The sequence below is a fragment of the Salinibacterium sp. NG253 genome, assembly GCF_015864945.1.
GTDB lineage: Bacteria > Actinomycetota > Actinomycetes > Actinomycetales > Microbacteriaceae > Rhodoglobus.
This window is the reverse complement of the sequence record NZ_JADYWF010000001.1, coordinates 1159831-1176001: the sequence shown is the minus strand read 5'-3', so window position 1 is coordinate 1176001 and position 16171 is coordinate 1159831. Positions and strand designations below refer to the sequence as shown.

The window sequence follows — 16171 nt, the reverse complement described above, 5'->3', positions numbered from 1 at the left end:
GAACGTAGCATATTCGACATTATCGAATAACGTTCCGATATTGACGAACGTTCGCGACACCCGGTCGCACGCGCAATACAAGTTCAAAGGAGAACTCATGGATGAGAACAAGCAGTGGCAGAAGCTGGCTGCGGAGTTTCTAGGAACCGCCTTCCTCGTTTTCGTCGGCGTTGGCTCAGTGCCCGCGACGTTCATCTTGAATGGCGATGAGCCATTCACCATGGCGAGTCTCGGAATCATCTCCTTCGCGTTCGGTCTGATCGTGGTCGTCACGGTCTATGTCTTCGGCTACATCTCCGGAAACCACATCAACCCCGCCGTCACCCTCGGCCTCGCTGTCGCCGGTAAGTTCGCGTGGCGCGAAGTGCCCGGCTACCTCATCGCTCAGCTCCTCGGTGCAACCGCCGGTGCCTTTGCGATCGTCGGCGTTCTTGGTCAGGCTGCTGTGGATGCCGGTCTTGGTGTCGCCGCCTACAACCCCGACACGATTCCCGTCGGACAGGCTTTCTTCGCCGAGTTCGTCGGAACGTTCCTCCTCGTTTTCACCGTCTTTGGAGTTATCCACCGCAAGGCAGCCCCCGGCTTTGCCGGACTCGCCATTGGTTTCGTCGTCTTCGCCGCCATCATTCCTGTTGGCCCGATCACTGGCGCATCCATCAACCCCGCTCGTACCACTGGTCCGATGCTCGTTCAGCAGATCATGGGCGGCGAAGTGGCGTGGGAGCAGCTGTGGGTCTACCTCGTAGCTGAACTGCTCGCTGGTGTACTCGCGGCACTCGCCTTCGGATTCATCTCCAAGACCAACGCCGACAACGAGACCCTCACTGAAGCACTCACGGAAGAGAAGGCTAAGTAATGAAGAAACTGATTAACACCCCCGAATCGGTACTCGCCGACGCGCTCGCCGGAATCGACGCTGCGCATCCAGAGCTCAAGGTCGACCACGTCAACCGCGTGATTTACCGTGCAGAACCCACTCGCGCGGGCAAGGTTGCGCTGATCTCTGGTGGCGGCTCGGGCCACGAACCGCTTCACGGCGGCTTCGTTGGCTTCGGGATGCTCGACGCAGCGTGTGCCGGCGAAGTCTTCACCTCGCCCACCCCCGACCAGATGCAGGAAGCAACCAAGGTTGCTGACTCTGGTGCTGGCGTGCTGCACATCGTCAAGAACTACACCGGCGACGTCATGAACTTCGAGATGGCTGCCGAGATGGCCGAAGCTGAAACCGGAGTGAAGGTTGCCTCGGTCGTCGTCAATGACGACGTGGCCGTTCAGGACTCGCTCTTCACAGCCGGACGCCGCGGCGTTGGCCTCACTGTATTGCTCGAAAAGATCGTCGGCGCAGCAGCTGAAGAGGGACAAGACCTCGCCGCGGTCACCGCACTGGCACACCGCGTCAACGATTCCGGCCGCTCCATGGGTATGGCACTCACCAGCTGTACCGTTCCCGCCGCAGGCAAGCCGACCTTCGATCTGCCCGACGACATGATGGAAATCGGCGTCGGCATCCACGGAGAACCCGGTCGTCACCGCGAAAAGCTCGCGGATGCGGCCTCTATTGCGAAGCAACTGGTCGACCCGATCTTGGCCGACATGGACTTCACAGGATCACCAGCCATTGTGATGATGAACGGGATGGGTGGTACCCCGCAGATCGAGCTGTACATCATGTACAACGAGGTCGCGAAGCTGCTCAAGGCTGCTGGAGTTGAGGTTGTGCGCAACCTCGTCGGTGACTACATCACGAGCCTTGATATGGCCGGATGCTCGGTCACGATCCTCAAGGCTGACGAAGAAATGTTGAAACTATGGGATGCCCCGGTGAACACCGCCGGGCTCCGCTGGGGAGTCTAAGAACTATGTCTACAAGCACCATCTCGCTCGACCAACTGATCGCCTGGCTTTCGCGGTTCCGCGATCTCGTCACTGAGAAACAGAGCTACCTGACCGAACTCGATTCGGCCATTGGCGACGCTGACCACGGGGCCAACATGGTCCGCGGCATGAACGCAGTAGTCGAGAAGATTGGTGCAGAACCCGCGACCGCCGCCGACGCACTGCTGAAGTCTGTAGGTATGACTTTGGTGACTTCCGTCGGCGGCGCGAGCGGCCCCCTCTATGGCACGCTCTTCTTGCGCATGGGCGTGAACGCTGGCCCCGTGACCGAGCTTGACGCTGCCGCCCTCGGCGCAGCACTGCGAGCCGGTCTTGAGGGCGTAGTGGCACGCGGCAAGGCTGAAGCGGGCGACAAGACAATGTTCGACGCGATCGCGCCGGCGCTTGACGCGTGGGATGTCGCTGTCGCTGACGGCGCCGATGTTGCTGCCGCGGCATCCGTGGCTCTCACCGCTGCTGACAAGGGCCGTCTTGCGACCGAACCTCTCGTTGCCCGCAAGGGTCGCGCGAGCTACCTCGGCGAGCGTAGCGCCGGCCACATCGACCCGGGTGCCACCTCGAGCACACTGCTGTTCCAGGCACTCGTCGACACCGTTTCGAGCTGATCGTGATTGGCATTGTGGTCGTAAGCCACAGCCCTGCGCTCGCGCAGGCCGCTGTGGATCTCGCCCTCGAAATGGTGGGGGAGACCCCGCCGCCGATCGCGATCGCTGCGGGCGCTGGCGACGGCATCATCGGTACGGATGCCGTGAAGGTTGCTGCGGCAATCGACGAGGTAGCCAGCGGTGAGGGTGTTCTCGTCTTCATGGATCTTGGCTCAGCGGTGCTCAGCAGCACCATGGCCACCGAGTTCATGACAACAACGGACGAGGTGCGGCTCACCGATGCGCCCTTCGTAGAAGGACTCATTGCCGCGATTGTTCTTGCGAATGCAGGGGCCTCGCTCGACGAGGTCGACCGCGAAGCGCGGGCAGCAATGGGCGCAAAGCAGAGTCAGCTTGCTGACCAGGGCGGTGCCCCTGACGCGGTTGCTGCGGCTGCTGCTCCTGCCGCTGAGACACCCGCTATGGACGCTCCTGCGGCGGATTCTGCGTCAGCCGACCCCACAGAAGTCACCGTCGAAGTTCCGCTTGTGAACCCTGATGGCTTGCACGCGCGCCCCGCATCGCTCATTGTGCAGGCGCTCGCGGGAGTAGACGCCAAGCTCACGATCACCGACGTGACCGCCGGCAAGGGACCGGTTTCGGGCAACAGCCTGATCGGAATCATGTCGCTTGGCGCAGCCAAAGACCACGTCTTGAAGTTCACGGCCACCGGCGGCTCGGCGCAAGAGGCCGTCGACACTCTCGTCACGATGACGGGCGAGGGCTTCGGGGAACTCGCGAGCTAGCAAATTCGCGACGAGGCCCGCGCGAGTTGTGTCCGCCTGAGTTTCGCCAGCCTGAGCGCCACCGGTCCGCCCGGCGGCGGCATCCGTAACGCTGACAGATCGATCTATTTCCGGTCCGCCGTCGCGGCTGTTGGCGCGCGGGCGGGTACGCTCACCGAGACATGAATCGCCAGCTCACTCTTCTCTTCGCCGCCTTTGAGGCGCTCCTCGTTGTCGCTATCGGGATCGCGATTCCGCTGGTTCCGCTGACGTTGCTGTGGGGCATCCACTACGGCTTGGCCATCGACTGGACTGTGTTCTGGCGTGCCGCCGTTGATATTTGGCTCGTCGGCCATGGCGTCGACATCACTGTTGTGCTTGATCCGACCGTCGCGAGTGCCGTTGGTTTGCCCGCAGCGAGCACACCGGTCACGATCACCATGGCGCTGCTCGGGTTCGCCCTTCTGACTCTGTTGCTCGGCGTTCGGGCTGGTCGTCGGGTCGCCGAAACTCCCCACATGCTGCTCGGAACGCTCGCCTCGCTCGCCACCTTCGGAGCAGCGTCGCTCGTGCTCACCTTGTCTGCTCTGCATCCGGTGGCGCGCCCGTCGCTGTGGCAGGGCACCCTGTTGCCGACGGTTGTCTTTGCTGTTGGCCTGCTGATTGGCAGCCAGATCGTGTCAGCAGCCAACCCTGTGTCGGGAGGCATCCGCCGCTGGATTGCCGGATGGCCAGCTCACGTGCGCACGATCGTGGCCACCGCGCTGCGGGGCGGGGCGATCGCGGCTGCCGGTTTGCTCACGGTCGCTTCTCTCGTGACGACGCTCGCGATTGTCACGTCCTTCGCCGAAATCATCACGCTGTATGAAGGACTCCACACCGAGGTGCTGGGTGGCGTCGCCGTGACGATCGGCCAACTCGCGCTGTTGCCGAATATTGTGTTGTGGGCGGCGGCCTGGCTCGTGGGTCCTGGCTTTGCGATCGGAACAGGTTCCGCGGTCTCGCCGCTGGCCACCACCCTCGGGCCCATTCCTGCCATCCCCGTTTTTGGCGCCCTGCCGAGCGGAGATTTCGCATTCGGATTCGCCGGGCTCCTTGCTCCCGTTGTTGTCGGCTTCCTCGTCGCCGCCGTGCTCGGGCCGCGTATCGCCGGAGAACTTCGTCGCCGCGAACTGGCGATCGTCGCGGTCGGGATCGGGTTCACGGCCGCCACCATCATGGGGTTGTTGACGTGGGCATCCGCGGGATCTGCCGGTCCGGGACGACTCATCGATGTTGGCCCCCAGCCGTGGATTGTTGCCCTGTGGGCGTTCGTGGAGTTTTCGGTCGCCGCGGGGCTCGGTCTTCTGGCGTCCGCACGCCCGGAGCGCACTGACGACGGCTTCACTGAGCGCTAGGCTGGGTGCGTGCTCACACTCGTTGTCTTGATTTCCGGGGGCGGGTCTAACCTCGCCGCCCTGCTCGAAGCGGCCGAGAGTGCCGACTTCCCTGCCCGTGTCGTCGCCGTTGGCGCTGACCGCGTTGCTGACGGGCTCGACCATGCCGAGCATTACGGCATCCCCACGTTCTCGGTCGCGATGTCGAACTTCAAGAACCGCGACGAGTGGGGCGATGAACTGCTCGAGCAGATCCAGTTCTGGAACGCTGACCTCGTCGTGCTGAGTGGCTTCATGAAGCTGCTGCCGCCGCGCGTCGTCGAGGCTCTTTCGCCCAACATCATCAACACTCATCCGGCCTACCTGCCGGAGTTTCCGGGAGCCCACGCGGTTCGCGATGCGCTTTCTGCTGGGGCAACCCAGACGGGTGCCAGTGTTATCAAGGTCGACAACGGTGTCGATAGTGGTCCGATCATCGTGCAAGAGCGCGTTGCAATCGAGCCGGGAGACACCGAAGAACACCTGCACGCCCGCATTAAGCCGATTGAACGGCGCTTGCTCGTGCAGACGATCGAAGACATTGCCACCAATCGCATCAACCTAAAGGAACTCTGAATCCCATGAGCGGCCCCAGCCATAACCCAGCCGATTTCCGCGAACGCGATGTCGTTCCTATCCGCCGCGCCCTCATCTCGGTGAGCGACAAGTCGCGACTCCTTGACCTCGCGGGTGCGCTTGCCGATGCGGGCGTAGAGCTCGTCTCGACCGGTTCCACGGCAAAGACGATCGCCGAAGCTGGTTATGACGTCACCGAGGTATCCACGGTCACGGGTTTCCCGGAGTCGCTCGATGGTCGCGTCAAGACGCTGCACCCGTCCGTGCACGCCGGCATCCTCGCTGACCTGCGCCTCGAGTCGCACGAAGCTCAGCTCGCCGAGCTCGGCATCAAGGCCTTCGACCTCGTTGTCGTGAACCTCTACCCCTTCGTGGAGACCGTTGCCTCTGGCGCTGCTCCCGCCGACATCGTCGAGCAGATCGACATCGGGGGTCCCGCCATGGTGCGTGCGTCCGCCAAGAACCACGCCAACGTCGCCATCGTCACGAGCCCAGACAGCTACGACGAGATCATCGCCGCGGCAGCGGGCGAGGGCACGACCTTCGCGCAGCGTTATGCGCTCGCCTCCAAGGCTTTCGCTCAGACCGCCGCCTATGACACCGCTGTGTCGCAGTGGTTCCTGACCGGTGCGCTTCTTGGCGAAACGGATGCCGCGGCATCCGACCCCACACTGCCGGTGCACCTCGAGGTTGCCGCCGACCAGCTCGCCGTACTTCGCTATGGCGAGAATGCCCACCAGCAGGCAGCCCTCTACGGTGTGGCCGCTCAGCCCGGAATCGCGCAGGCCACGCAGCTCGGTGGCAAAGAGATGTCGTACAACAACTACGTGGATGCCGACGCCGCTCTGCGCGCCGCCTTCGACCACGACACTCCCGCTGTCGCGGTCATCAAGCACGCTAACCCGTGCGGAATCGCCACTGCAGCGAGCATCGCGGAGGCTCACGTTTTGGCGCACGCCTGCGACCCGATCTCGGCCTACGGCGGAGTTATCGCGGCCAACGGAATCATCACGAAGGCTGCCGCTGAGTCGATCGCACCGATCTTCACCGAGGTTGTTGTTGCTCCCGGCTTTGAGCCTGAAGCACTCGAAATCTTGAAGGCCAAGAAGAACCTGCGCTTGCTGCAGCTGCCTGAGGGCTACGCGCGTGACAGCCGTGAGCTGCGCCAGATCTCGGGCGGCATGCTCGTGCAAGAACTGGACAAGCACTTCTCCCCAGCCTCCGCGTGGACGCTCGCTGCCGGCGACGCCGCCGATGCCGAGACTCTCGCCGACCTTGAGTTCGCGTGGCGAGCGGTGCGCGCCGTGAAGTCGAACGCTATTTTGCTGGCTAACGGCGGAGCATCCGTCGGTGTCGGCATGGGGCAGGTCAACCGTGTTGACTCGTGCCAGTTGGCGATTTCGCGGGCTGGTGACCGTGCCGCAGGTTCCGTTGCGGCCAGTGACGCGTTCTTCCCCTTCGCTGACGGCCTGCAGCTGCTACTCGATGCGGGTGTGCGTGCGGTGGTTCAGCCTGGCGGTTCGATCCGTGACGAAGAAGTAATTGCTGCAGCGGTTGACGCTGGCGTGACCATGTACTTCACGGGTGAGCGCCACTTCTTCCACTAACCAATGTCGCCTGATATACGCCGGCTCTCTCCGGGGAGCCGGCGTAAGGCAAACGCATAGAATCTTCCCGGTAAGTTGGGGCGCATGATCAGTGCACAACGGCGTATGGCCGCAGCTTTTATTTCTGGAATTGCCGTTGCCGGCACCGTCTATCTCGCAACCGGGCTGGCGTTCTTTACGTCGAACGGTGCTGCGGCAGAGAACCTGCCGACGATCGCCGAGTACTTCTTGCCGATGGCACTGGTGCTCTTCTTGCTCTACTCGCTCGCGGCGGCGCTCGAGATTCACCGCTACTGGTACACGACCGCAGTGTCGGCTCTCGTGATCGGCATCGCCGCGGCCTTCTTCGGCACCGCCCTCGGCATCATTGCCTCGGGAGCCGAATGGAATCCCGAAGCGATGGCCTTCATCTTGGCAAGCCTGCTCGGCACGAACCTCATCTTTGTCGTCGCCACGATCGTGACCGCGCTGACGGTGGGTCGCCGCGTGTGGGCCGCCATCGTCGCGACAGCCCCGCAGCCGTCCACAACGCTCACCGCTCTCGTACGCGCCCCGTCCTCGCGCATGGCTGAGGGAGAACTCACTCACCTCGACCGTGTTCCCGTGGATGCCGAACTCGCTGACTCGCAGTGGGAGGCTTACGTTGCCGCCCTCAAAGACAATGGCTTCGAGGTAATCGAAGTGCCCGCCGACGACGATCTCGCCGATTCTGTTTTCATCGAAGACACCGTCGTGATGTTCGGCGAGGTTGCGGTGCTGACGAGCCCGGGTGCCGAGAGCCGCCAAGCAGAAATCGCTGCCGTGCGCACGAGCATCGACGGCCTTGGTCTTGAGCTCCACGAAATCTCCGAACCAGGCACTCTCGATGGTGGAGACGTTCTCAAGGTTGGTTCCACCGTCTATGTCGGCCGTGGCGGTCGCACCAACGCAGAGGGCATCCGTCAGCTTCGCGCCATCGTGACTCCGATGGGCTACACCGTGATTGCCGTACCCGTTGAGAAGGTGCTGCACCTCAAGAGCGGCGTTACCGCTTTGCCCGATGGCACGGTTATCGGCTACCGCGAGAACGTTGACAACGTCGACCTCTACGACCGTTTCTTGGCCGTGCCGGAAGCCGAAGGTGCCGCCGTCGTTGTGCTGTCGGATGACGCAGTGCTGATGTCATCGTCGGCTCCCCAGACAGCGGCTCTCATCGAAGACCTGGGCTACCGCGTTGTGACGGTAGACGTGTCAGAGTTTGAGAAGATGGAGGGCTGCGTCACGTGCCTCTCCGTCCGCATCCGCTGAATTGAGACTCTGTCAAAAAATTTGTGGATAGTGATTGTGAAAGCGCCGGGGCGGGCATATTCTAAAAGGCTGTCTGCCCCGCGCCATTCACGACGAGGAGCAGCGGTTCACGGTCGCACACGACGCGACCCGCAGTAATCGCGATCCCTGAACGCAGGGATCCCTCTCGTCAAGGATCCATGGTGTCACCACAGTCTGACCAGCCAGAACGCGTCAAAGCGGTCGGCACTTTTACGGCTATCCGCCGGCTTTACCCTTACGCACAATCGGCCATGCCGTTCATCTACCTCGGCATGGCAGCAGCTCTCGCCGCCGGTATCGTTGCGCTGCTCATCCCGCAAGTGTTGCGCTCGCTCGTGGATGGGCCGCTTCAGTCGGGCGATTCAAGCCAGATTTGGCCCGCCTTCTTCATCGTTCTCGGGCTCGGCATTGTCGAGGCGATCATGATCGCGCTTCGTCGCTACTTCGTGCTCACGCCGGGAACCCATGTTGAAGCGCGCATGCGCAACACCCTCTACATGACCTTGCAGCACCTACCCGTGAGCTTCCACGACCGCTGGCCGAGTGGCCAATTGCTGTCGCGGGCGGTCAGCGACCTCAACCTCATCCGTCGGTGGCTGTCGTTCGGCCTCGTCTTGCTCGTGGTCAATGTGCTCACGATCATCGTGGGGCTGCTGTTCCTCGTAAACATCTCGTGGGTGCTCGGCGTGATCTTCATCGTCACCTCGATCCCGTTGTGGATCTACGGCTACGTCTTCGAAAAGAAGTACTCAATCGTGGCCCGCCGCAGCCAAGACCAGACCGGTGACCTCGCGACTGCCGTCGAAGAGTCGGTGCACGGCATCCGTGTTCTGAAAGCCTTTGGGCGAGGAAAGCACGCGCTCATCGGCTTCTCGGCTCAGGCCGAAAGCTTGCGTGGCACCGAGATTGAGAAGGCCCGTGCTATCGCCGGCATCTGGCTTTGGCTGCTGCTGGTGCCCGACGTCATGTTTGCGCTCGGACTTCTCGGCGGCGTGTGGCTCGTTGTTGAGGGCAACATCTCTGCCGGTGACCTGGTCGCGTTCTTCGCCACGGCCACCGTGTTGAGGTTCCCCGTGGAATCGATCGGCTTCCTTCTGTCGATGACGTTCGACGCGCGCACTGCCGCCGACCGTTTCTTCGAAGTGATGGACTCAGCAAACCCCATCACCGATCCCGAACACCCCGAAACGATCACGGATAGCCAGGGTCGCCTTCAATTCACCAACGTGCATTATCGCTACCCCGATTCGCCCGCGAACGTTCCCGATCTCGTGAACGGTGTTGACCTGACGATTGAGCCGGGGGAGACCATGGCGCTCGTCGGACTAACGGGCTCGGGCAAATCGACGATCACGGCCCTCACGACACGTCTCTACGACGTGACGGAAGGATCGATCAGCATCGACGGCGTCGACATCCGCAACCTCACCCTGATTGAGCTGCGGCGTCACCTAGCGATGGCGTTCGAGGATGCCACGCTGTTCTCGTCGAGTGTGCGCGAGAACGTGCTCATGGGGCGCCCGGATTCCACCGAAGAAGAACTGCGCGAAGCGTTGAGCATCGCGCAAGCCGACTTCGTGTATGACCTGCCCAAGGGCCTCGACACGCTCGTCGGTGAAGAGGGCCTGAGCTTGTCGGGTGGTCAACGGCAGCGCCTCGCGCTCGCTCGCGCCGTTGCCGCGAAGCCCGCGGTGCTTGTGCTCGATGACCCGCTGTCGGCGCTCGACGTCGACACTGAAGCACTTGTCGAGGCCGCGCTGCGCAAGGTGTTGAGCTCCACGACCGCGCTTATCGTCGCTCACCGCCCATCGACCGTGATGCTCGCTGACCGCGTTGCTCTTCTCGAAGATGGCAAGGTCACCGCGGTCGGAAAGCACTCCGACCTGCTGGCGACCAGCAGTCATTACCGTTACGTAATATCCAGTCTTGAAGAGGAAGAGCAGGAGGTCAGTTCATGAGCGTGATGGGAACCTCCGGAGAAGAACGCAACGACTACACCAAGGACGAGAGCCGTCAGATTCGGCAGCGCTCGCTGCGATTGCTCGGATCGTTGATCGCGCCCGTGCGTCTTCGCGTGATCCTCACGATGGCTGTTGTGGTCGTGAGCACTGCCGCGCAAGTGGCTGGCCCCGCGCTGATCGCGTACGGCATCGACAACGCGTTGCCCGCCCTCATCGACGGCGAAACATTGCCGCTCGTGCTTGTCGTCAGCGCGTACCTGTTCACGGGCATCGTTGGCGCATCAATGATCGCGTGGTACACCGTGCTGAGCGCCCGCGTGAGCCAAGCAATCCTGTTCGACTTGCGCAAACGCGTCTTCTTGCACACGCAACGGCTGAGCCTTGAATTCCATGAGAGCTACACCTCGGGGCGCATCATCGCGCGTCAAACGAGTGACCTCGATGCGATTCGCGAACTACTCGACTCGGGTATCAACCAGCTCGTGCAGGGTGCGCTCTACATGGGATTCATCGCTATCGCGATGTTCTCGCTCGACTGGGTGAGCGGCGTCATTCTGTTCTTCGCGCTTATACCGTTGGGCTTCCTCACGCGCTGGTTCCAGGTGCGGTCGCAACTGCATTTCCGTGAGACGCGCACGACTTCGGCCAAGCTGATCGTGCACTTCGTGGAGACCATGACCGGCATCCGCGCGGTGAAGGCCTTCCGCAAAGAAGAGCGCAACCGCGAACAATTCGGTGGGCTCGTTGAGAATTATCGGGATGCCAACGCCCGCGTCATCCAATTGTTCGGAATCTTTGACCCGGGTCTGGTTCTCATCGGAAACGTTGCTCTCGCGATGATCCTGCTCGTGGGCGGCTTGCGCGTCTCGACCGGCGATCTTGCGATCGGTGCCCTGCTTGGTGCGCTGCTGTATGCCCGCCAGTTCTTTGCGCCTGCGCAAGAGATGGCGATGTTCTACAACTCGTACCAGTCCGCTGCCGCGGCTTTGGAGAAGATCTCGGGAGTGCTCGAAGAGCGCCCGACCGTTGCTGACCCCACGACTCCGATTGACCTGCGCAAGGCCAAGGGGACCGTGAAGTTCGACGGGGTGGAATTTGCCTACAACGCCGACAAGGTGATCCTGCCGAAGTTCGACCTTGAGCTGCCTGCCGGTCAGACAGTCGCGATGGTGGGAACGACGGGTGCCGGAAAGTCGACCCTCGCCAAGCTCATTTCGCGCTTCTACGACCCCAGCCAGGGCACCGTGTCGCTCGACGGTGTCGACCTGCGCAAGCTGCATCCGAAAGATCTGCGCCGTGCCATCGTGATGGTCACGCAAGAGGCGTACCTGTTCTCGGGCAACGTTGCCGACAACATTGCGCTCGGTAAGCCCGATGCGACCCGTGAGGAGATCGTGAAGGCTGCGAAGGCGGTTGGCGCGCACGAATTCATCGAGGCGCTGCCCAACGGCTACGACACCGACGTGAATAAGCGTGGTGGTCGAGTGAGTGCCGGGCAGCGACAACTGTTGTCGTTTGCGCGCGCGTTCATCGCCGACCCTGTCGTGCTGATTCTGGATGAGGCAACCGCGTCGCTCGATATCCCGAGCGAACGCCTTGTTCAGGCTGGCCTTCAGACGCTGCTCTCGGACCGCACCGCCATCATCATTGCGCACCGTCTATCGACGGTCGCAATCGCTGACCGCGTGCTCGTCATGGAACACGGTCGCGTCATCGAAGATGGCACCCCGCAGGAACTCATTTCGGGCTCCGGCAAGTTCGCGCAACTGCACGCGGCCTGGCGAGACTCGCTCGTTTAGGGGCGGTGTCGCGCTGACCGCAAGTTGACGCGATAGCTGCCGTCGGGCATCCATTTCAGCGGCGTTGATTCGGCCTCGTAGTGCACGAGCGCCCGATCTTCGTGAGCGAGGGGTGGATGCCCGCCAGAACGGATGACGCGCCACCACGCCACGTCTGAGCCGTAGCGGGCCATCACGGTGCCGACTGCTCGCGCGGCTCGCGAGCCGATCGTGGCAGCTACCTCGCCGTAGGTCATCACGTGCCCTGGTGGGATCGACGCCACGACCTCGAGCACGCGGCTCACGAAATCGTCGCTAGGAGCGGGCACGCTTAGAGCGTGTATTCGCCGAGCTTCTCGCCGTATTGAGTTTCGCCGACGACCTTGAAACCGACCTTGAGGAAGAACTGCTCAGGGCCGTCGTCGCCCTCTTCCCAGATGGCGGTGATGCGATCGAAGCCACGGCTGCGCGCTTCTTCAGCGATTGCCTTAACGGCGAAACGACCGATTCCTTGACCCTGCTCGTCGCCGGCGACGCTCACGCGCCAGATGCAGCTGCGGAACTCTTCTTGAGACGCATTGGGGTCGAAATTGCCACGGACGAATCCGACGACCTTGTCGCCGTCAACGACAACGCGCGGCCACGATGTCAGCGGGTCAATGAAGGCATCCGCGATCGCGTAGGAGGGCGGCGTAACGAACTGCTCCTGCCCGCGACGCAGCGACAGGTTGTTGGCAGCCACGATGGTGCTTGCCGATAATTCTTCAAGTCTTAGCTCACCCATGAATACAGGCTAACCCGCGGTAGACAGATGCGCCAAGGTATCTCGATGTCGAGATACATAGGAAAAAGAGTAAGCTGGAGGTGGCCACTAACTAAGGAGCAAAGCTTGTCCAAGATCAAGGTAGAAGGCACCGTCGTCGAACTCGACGGCGACGAAATGACGCGCATTATTTGGCACCGGATCAAGGAAACCCTGATCCACCCCTACGTTGACGTCAACCTCGAGTACTACGACCTCGGCATTGAAAGCCGCGACGCAACCGACGACCAGATCACCATTGATGCGGCTCACGCCATCCAAAAGCACGGTGTTGGCGTCAAGTGCGCAACCATTACCCCCGACGAAGCCCGTGTTGAAGAATTCGGCCTCAAGAAGATGTGGCGCAGCCCTAACGGCACCATCCGCAACATCCTTGGTGGCGTTATCTTCCGCGAGCCCATCATCATCTCGAACATCCCGCGCCTCGTGCCGGGCTGGAACAAGCCGATCATCATCGGCCGTCACGCCTTCGGCGACCAGTACCGCGCCACCGACTTCCGCTTCAAGGGCAAGGGAAAGCTGACCGTTGAGTTCGCTCCCGAAGATGGTTCCGAGCCGATGAAGTTTGAGGTTTATGACTCCCCAGGCGATGGAATCGCTCAGGTTCAGTACAACCTCGATGACTCGATCATTGACTTCGCTCGTGCCAGCCTCAACTACGGCCTCACGCGCAACTACCCTGTGTACCTCTCGACGAAGAACACGATCCTCAAGGCCTACGACGGTCGCTTCAAGGACATCTTTGAAGAGATCTTCCAGAACGAGTTCAAGGACAAGTTCGAAGCAGCCGGCCTCACCTACGAGCACCGCCTCATCGACGACATGGTCGCATCGGCTATGAAGTGGGAGGGCGGCTACGTCTGGGCCTGCAAGAACTACGACGGCGACGTTCAGTCCGACACCGTAGCTCAGGGCTTCGGCTCGCTCGGCCTCATGACCTCCGTTCTGGCCACGCCAGACGGAAAGGTTGTTGAAGCCGAGGCAGCTCACGGCACCGTGACCCGTCACTACCGCCAGCACCAGCAGGGCAAGCCCACCTCCACAAACCCGATCGCGTCGATCTACGCATGGACCCGTGGACTGGCTCACCGTGGTGTGCTCGACAACAACCAGGAACTCGTCGACTTCGCGTCGACCCTGGAAGACGTCGTCATCAAGAGCGTTGAGGCCGGTCACATGACCAAGGACCTCGCACTGCTCGTCGGACCGGACCAGAAGTGGGAAACCACCGAAGAGTTCCTCGACACGCTCGACAAGAACCTCGCAACACGACTTGCGTAAGTAGCACTTCGCGTTTCTGACGACTGGCTTATCGCCAGCACGTTGTGAGAAGGGCCCGGAAGCTTCAGCTTCCGGGCCCTTTTGCGTGCCCGGCGCTCGTCGTTGTCGCCGACCTTCTGCGCGTTCTCACCCAACACTCGGCAAGCGTTGAGGATTGCTCCCTAGCGTCGGAGCGCAGCGTAACTGCGAACCGTCGACGAATTGGAGACACCATGTCATTTCAGACCCAAGCAACAACAGACCAGCTCGACACCATCCGTTCGATCATGAAAAAGACCCGGATCGCGATGCTCACGAGCGTCTCCGCAGACGGCGCGCTGCACAGCCACCCCATGACCGTGCAAGAAGCAGAATTCGATGGCGACTGCTGGTTCTTGGCCTCCGCCGAGTCCGACACCGTGCATCAGTTGCTCGCGAATCCTCACGTTAACCTCGCGTACGCGGGTTCGTCTGAGTGGCTGTCGCTGGCCGGTTCCGCCGAAATTGTCCGGGATAGCGTCAAGAAAGAAGCGCTCTGGGACACCTTCACCGACGTGTGGTTCGACGGCGGTGCGGAAGATCCTTCGGTGGTGCTGATTCACGTGAAGGCCGACTCGGCACAGTATTGGGAGAGCCCCGGCAAAGTCGCGACTCTCGTTAGCGTTGTCGCTGCGAAGGTAACCGGGGATGAGCCTCACACCGGGTCATCCGAATCGGTCACGATCTAGTTCTCCAACAACACACGCCGAGAGGGACGAGGCTCTGATGAAACGACTGCCAGTATTGCGAAACGTTGACCGTCTAGAGGAGGCGGCCGCGCTCGATCCCGCTGTTGAGAAGACGCGGGGCGTCGTGGATGCAGTTCTTCGGCCGCGGTGGTTGCGAGACCTGCTGCATGGCGTTCCTCTGGGTCACCCCGTGCATCCGCTCGGTGTCCACGTTCCTCTGGGCGCGTGGATCTCGGCAGGAGTGCTGGACGCCCTGCCCGGTACTGAGAAAGCATCGCGCGCGCTGGTTGGAGTCGGAGTGCTGGGCGCGAGCGGAACAGCGGTCGCGGGTTTTGCCGACTGGTCCAAGCTCGATGAGAAACAGCAGCGCGTCGGCATCGTGCATGCCGCGGTCAACATTGTGGCGACGGGATTCTTCGCGGCATCCTTCGTGCAGCGCTCGCGCGGAAAGCACACGAGCGGCAAAGTGCTGAGCTACGCCGGGCTCGCTATCGCCTCGGGCGGTGGCTACCTCGGTGGGCACATGACCTACCGTCAAGCAGCGGGCGTCAGTCACGCACCGGATGTCGAGGCCACCTTCCCTGGCGGTTGGCAGCAGCTTGCACCGCTCTCTGAGCTGGCGGATGGCGCCCTCAAAAAGCGCGTTGTCGCCGACACCGAAGTGGTAGTTTTCCGTCGCGGAGACCGCGTCTCGGTTCTCTCGAACACGTGCAGCCACCTCGGAGCCGAACTCCACGACGGGTACGTCGTCGGTGACGACTCCACCCCGGGCGGTGCCTGCATTGAGTGCCCCTGGCACCAGAGTGCGTTTTCGCTCGATACTGGGGAAGTCATCCACGGTCCAGCGACAAGTCCACAGCCGCGCTTCGAGAGCCGAGTCGTGGATGGCGCGGTAGAGATTCGGTTGCCGCGCTAGTCGAAGCGCAACCCCTCGGGGCGCGAGCCGCGGAGGGCGAGCACGAGCACAATGAGGGCGCCAGGCGGGACGAGCGCGAGAAATGCCCACCCTCCCGAGAGGTTCGAATCGTGGAGGCGCCGCACGGCAATGGCGATGCCGGGGATTGCTGTGAGCAACACCCAGCCTCCGGCAATGAGGGAGAGAAATACGAGTGCGGGAGAAGTGGCCGCGGTGGCACCGCTCCAGCTTGCAATGGTGAGAGTCGGGTAAACCAGTGAGCCGAACGGGCCGACGGTGAGCTCGGTCACCATGGGGCGACCCGCGATCAGAAGAGGCGCGACCACCTGAAGTGCGGTGATTACGGCGATGTTCACGAGCATCCACCACCAGTATTCGCTGCGACTGGCGCGACCGCGCATCCTGAACGATCGATCGAAGAATCGCTGCATCGCAACGCGCATTGACGCACCGAGGAGCGGAGCGCTCGCAGGCTCCATCGTGGGTGCTGCTGTGGCGGTGAAGGTCATGCCCACAGCATAGGTGAGCGAACTT

The 16171-nt window shown here is 62.1% G+C and carries 16 protein-coding genes; 13 read left to right on the top strand and 3 right to left on the bottom strand.

Features of this window, described 5'->3' with window-relative positions:
- Positions 1 to 97: 97 nt before the first annotated feature.
- From I6E52_RS05710 to I6E52_RS05665, 10 genes are all read left to right on the top strand, one after another.
- Positions 98 to 856 carry an MIP/aquaporin family protein gene (locus I6E52_RS05710; protein WP_197123225.1) on the top strand — a complete coding sequence of 253 codons (759 nt, stop codon included), beginning with the start codon at positions 98 to 100 and terminating at the stop codon, positions 854 to 856.
- Positions 856 to 1854, top strand: a complete 999-nt coding sequence (gene dhaK, locus I6E52_RS05705; RefSeq protein WP_197123312.1) for a dihydroxyacetone kinase subunit DhaK — start codon at positions 856 to 858, stop codon at positions 1852 to 1854. The genes I6E52_RS05710 and dhaK overlap by 1 nt, the downstream gene beginning before the upstream one ends.
- Positions 1855 to 1859: 5 nt before the next feature.
- A complete protein-coding gene (dhaL, locus tag I6E52_RS05700; protein ID WP_197155451.1) occupies positions 1860 to 2501 on the top strand; it encodes a dihydroxyacetone kinase subunit DhaL in 642 nt (213 codons plus the stop codon).
- Between the two features lie 2 nt (positions 2502 to 2503).
- Positions 2504 to 3286: a dihydroxyacetone kinase phosphoryl donor subunit DhaM gene (gene dhaM / locus I6E52_RS05695; protein WP_197155450.1), complete on the top strand. Its 783-nt coding sequence runs from the start codon at positions 2504 to 2506 to the stop codon at positions 3284 to 3286.
- A 161-nt stretch (positions 3287 to 3447) separates the two neighbouring features.
- Positions 3448 to 4662, top strand: a complete 1215-nt coding sequence (locus tag I6E52_RS05690; RefSeq protein ID WP_197155449.1) for a DUF6350 family protein — start codon at positions 3448 to 3450, stop codon at positions 4660 to 4662.
- Positions 4663 to 4671: 9 nt separating this feature from the next.
- Positions 4672 to 5256, top strand: coding sequence for a phosphoribosylglycinamide formyltransferase (gene purN, locus I6E52_RS05685; protein ID WP_197155448.1), 585 nt, complete (start codon positions 4672 to 4674; stop codon positions 5254 to 5256).
- 5 nt (positions 5257 to 5261) lie between these two features.
- Positions 5262 to 6863, top strand: a complete 1602-nt coding sequence (purH, locus tag I6E52_RS05680) for a bifunctional phosphoribosylaminoimidazolecarboxamide formyltransferase/IMP cyclohydrolase (protein WP_197155447.1) — start codon at positions 5262 to 5264, stop codon at positions 6861 to 6863.
- 84 nt (positions 6864 to 6947) lie between these two features.
- Positions 6948 to 8150, top strand: coding sequence for a dimethylargininase (gene ddaH, locus I6E52_RS14515; protein ID WP_304610951.1), 1203 nt, complete (start codon positions 6948 to 6950; stop codon positions 8148 to 8150).
- 179 nt (positions 8151 to 8329) lie between these two features.
- Positions 8330 to 10129 carry an ABC transporter ATP-binding protein gene (locus I6E52_RS05670; RefSeq protein ID WP_197155446.1) on the top strand — a complete coding sequence of 600 codons (1800 nt, stop codon included), beginning with the start codon at positions 8330 to 8332 and terminating at the stop codon, positions 10127 to 10129.
- A complete protein-coding gene (locus I6E52_RS05665) occupies positions 10126 to 11931 on the top strand; it encodes an ABC transporter ATP-binding protein (RefSeq protein WP_197155445.1) in 1806 nt (601 codons plus the stop codon). Before I6E52_RS05670 ends, I6E52_RS05665 begins: the two co-directional genes overlap by 4 nt.
- On the opposite strand, the gene I6E52_RS05660 is transcribed toward I6E52_RS05665, so the two are convergent.
- Both I6E52_RS05660 and I6E52_RS05655 read right to left on the bottom strand, forming a co-directional pair.
- Positions 11928 to 12239: an MGMT family protein gene (locus I6E52_RS05660; RefSeq protein ID WP_197155442.1), complete on the bottom strand. Its 312-nt coding sequence runs from the start codon at positions 12237 to 12239 to the stop codon at positions 11928 to 11930. The two genes, I6E52_RS05665 and I6E52_RS05660, sit on opposite strands and share 4 nt — an antisense overlap.
- A gap of 2 nt (positions 12240 to 12241) precedes the next feature.
- Positions 12242 to 12694 (bottom strand): N-acetyltransferase, encoded by a 453-nt coding sequence (locus tag I6E52_RS05655; protein ID WP_197155440.1) that lies wholly within the window; start codon positions 12692 to 12694, stop codon positions 12242 to 12244.
- Between the two features lie 105 nt (positions 12695 to 12799).
- Between I6E52_RS05655 and I6E52_RS05650 the strand changes: the two genes are divergently transcribed.
- The 3 genes from I6E52_RS05650 to I6E52_RS05640 all read left to right on the top strand — a co-directional run bounded on the left by I6E52_RS05650 (position 12800) and on the right by I6E52_RS05640 (position 15637).
- Positions 12800 to 14014 carry an NADP-dependent isocitrate dehydrogenase gene (locus I6E52_RS05650; RefSeq protein ID WP_197123245.1) on the top strand — a complete coding sequence of 405 codons (1215 nt, stop codon included), beginning with the start codon at positions 12800 to 12802 and terminating at the stop codon, positions 14012 to 14014.
- A gap of 212 nt (positions 14015 to 14226) precedes the next feature.
- Positions 14227 to 14721, top strand: a complete 495-nt coding sequence (locus tag I6E52_RS05645; RefSeq protein ID WP_197155438.1) for a pyridoxamine 5'-phosphate oxidase family protein — start codon at positions 14227 to 14229, stop codon at positions 14719 to 14721.
- Positions 14722 to 14758: 37 nt separating this feature from the next.
- Positions 14759 to 15637 (top strand): Rieske 2Fe-2S domain-containing protein, encoded by an 879-nt coding sequence (locus I6E52_RS05640; RefSeq protein ID WP_197155437.1) that lies wholly within the window; start codon positions 14759 to 14761, stop codon positions 15635 to 15637.
- Here I6E52_RS05640 and I6E52_RS05635 read toward each other — a convergent pair.
- Positions 15634 to 16146, bottom strand: coding sequence for a DUF805 domain-containing protein (locus I6E52_RS05635; RefSeq protein ID WP_197155434.1), 513 nt, complete (start codon positions 16144 to 16146; stop codon positions 15634 to 15636). The genes I6E52_RS05640 and I6E52_RS05635 overlap by 4 nt on opposite strands.
- Positions 16147 to 16171 lie beyond the last annotated feature (25 nt).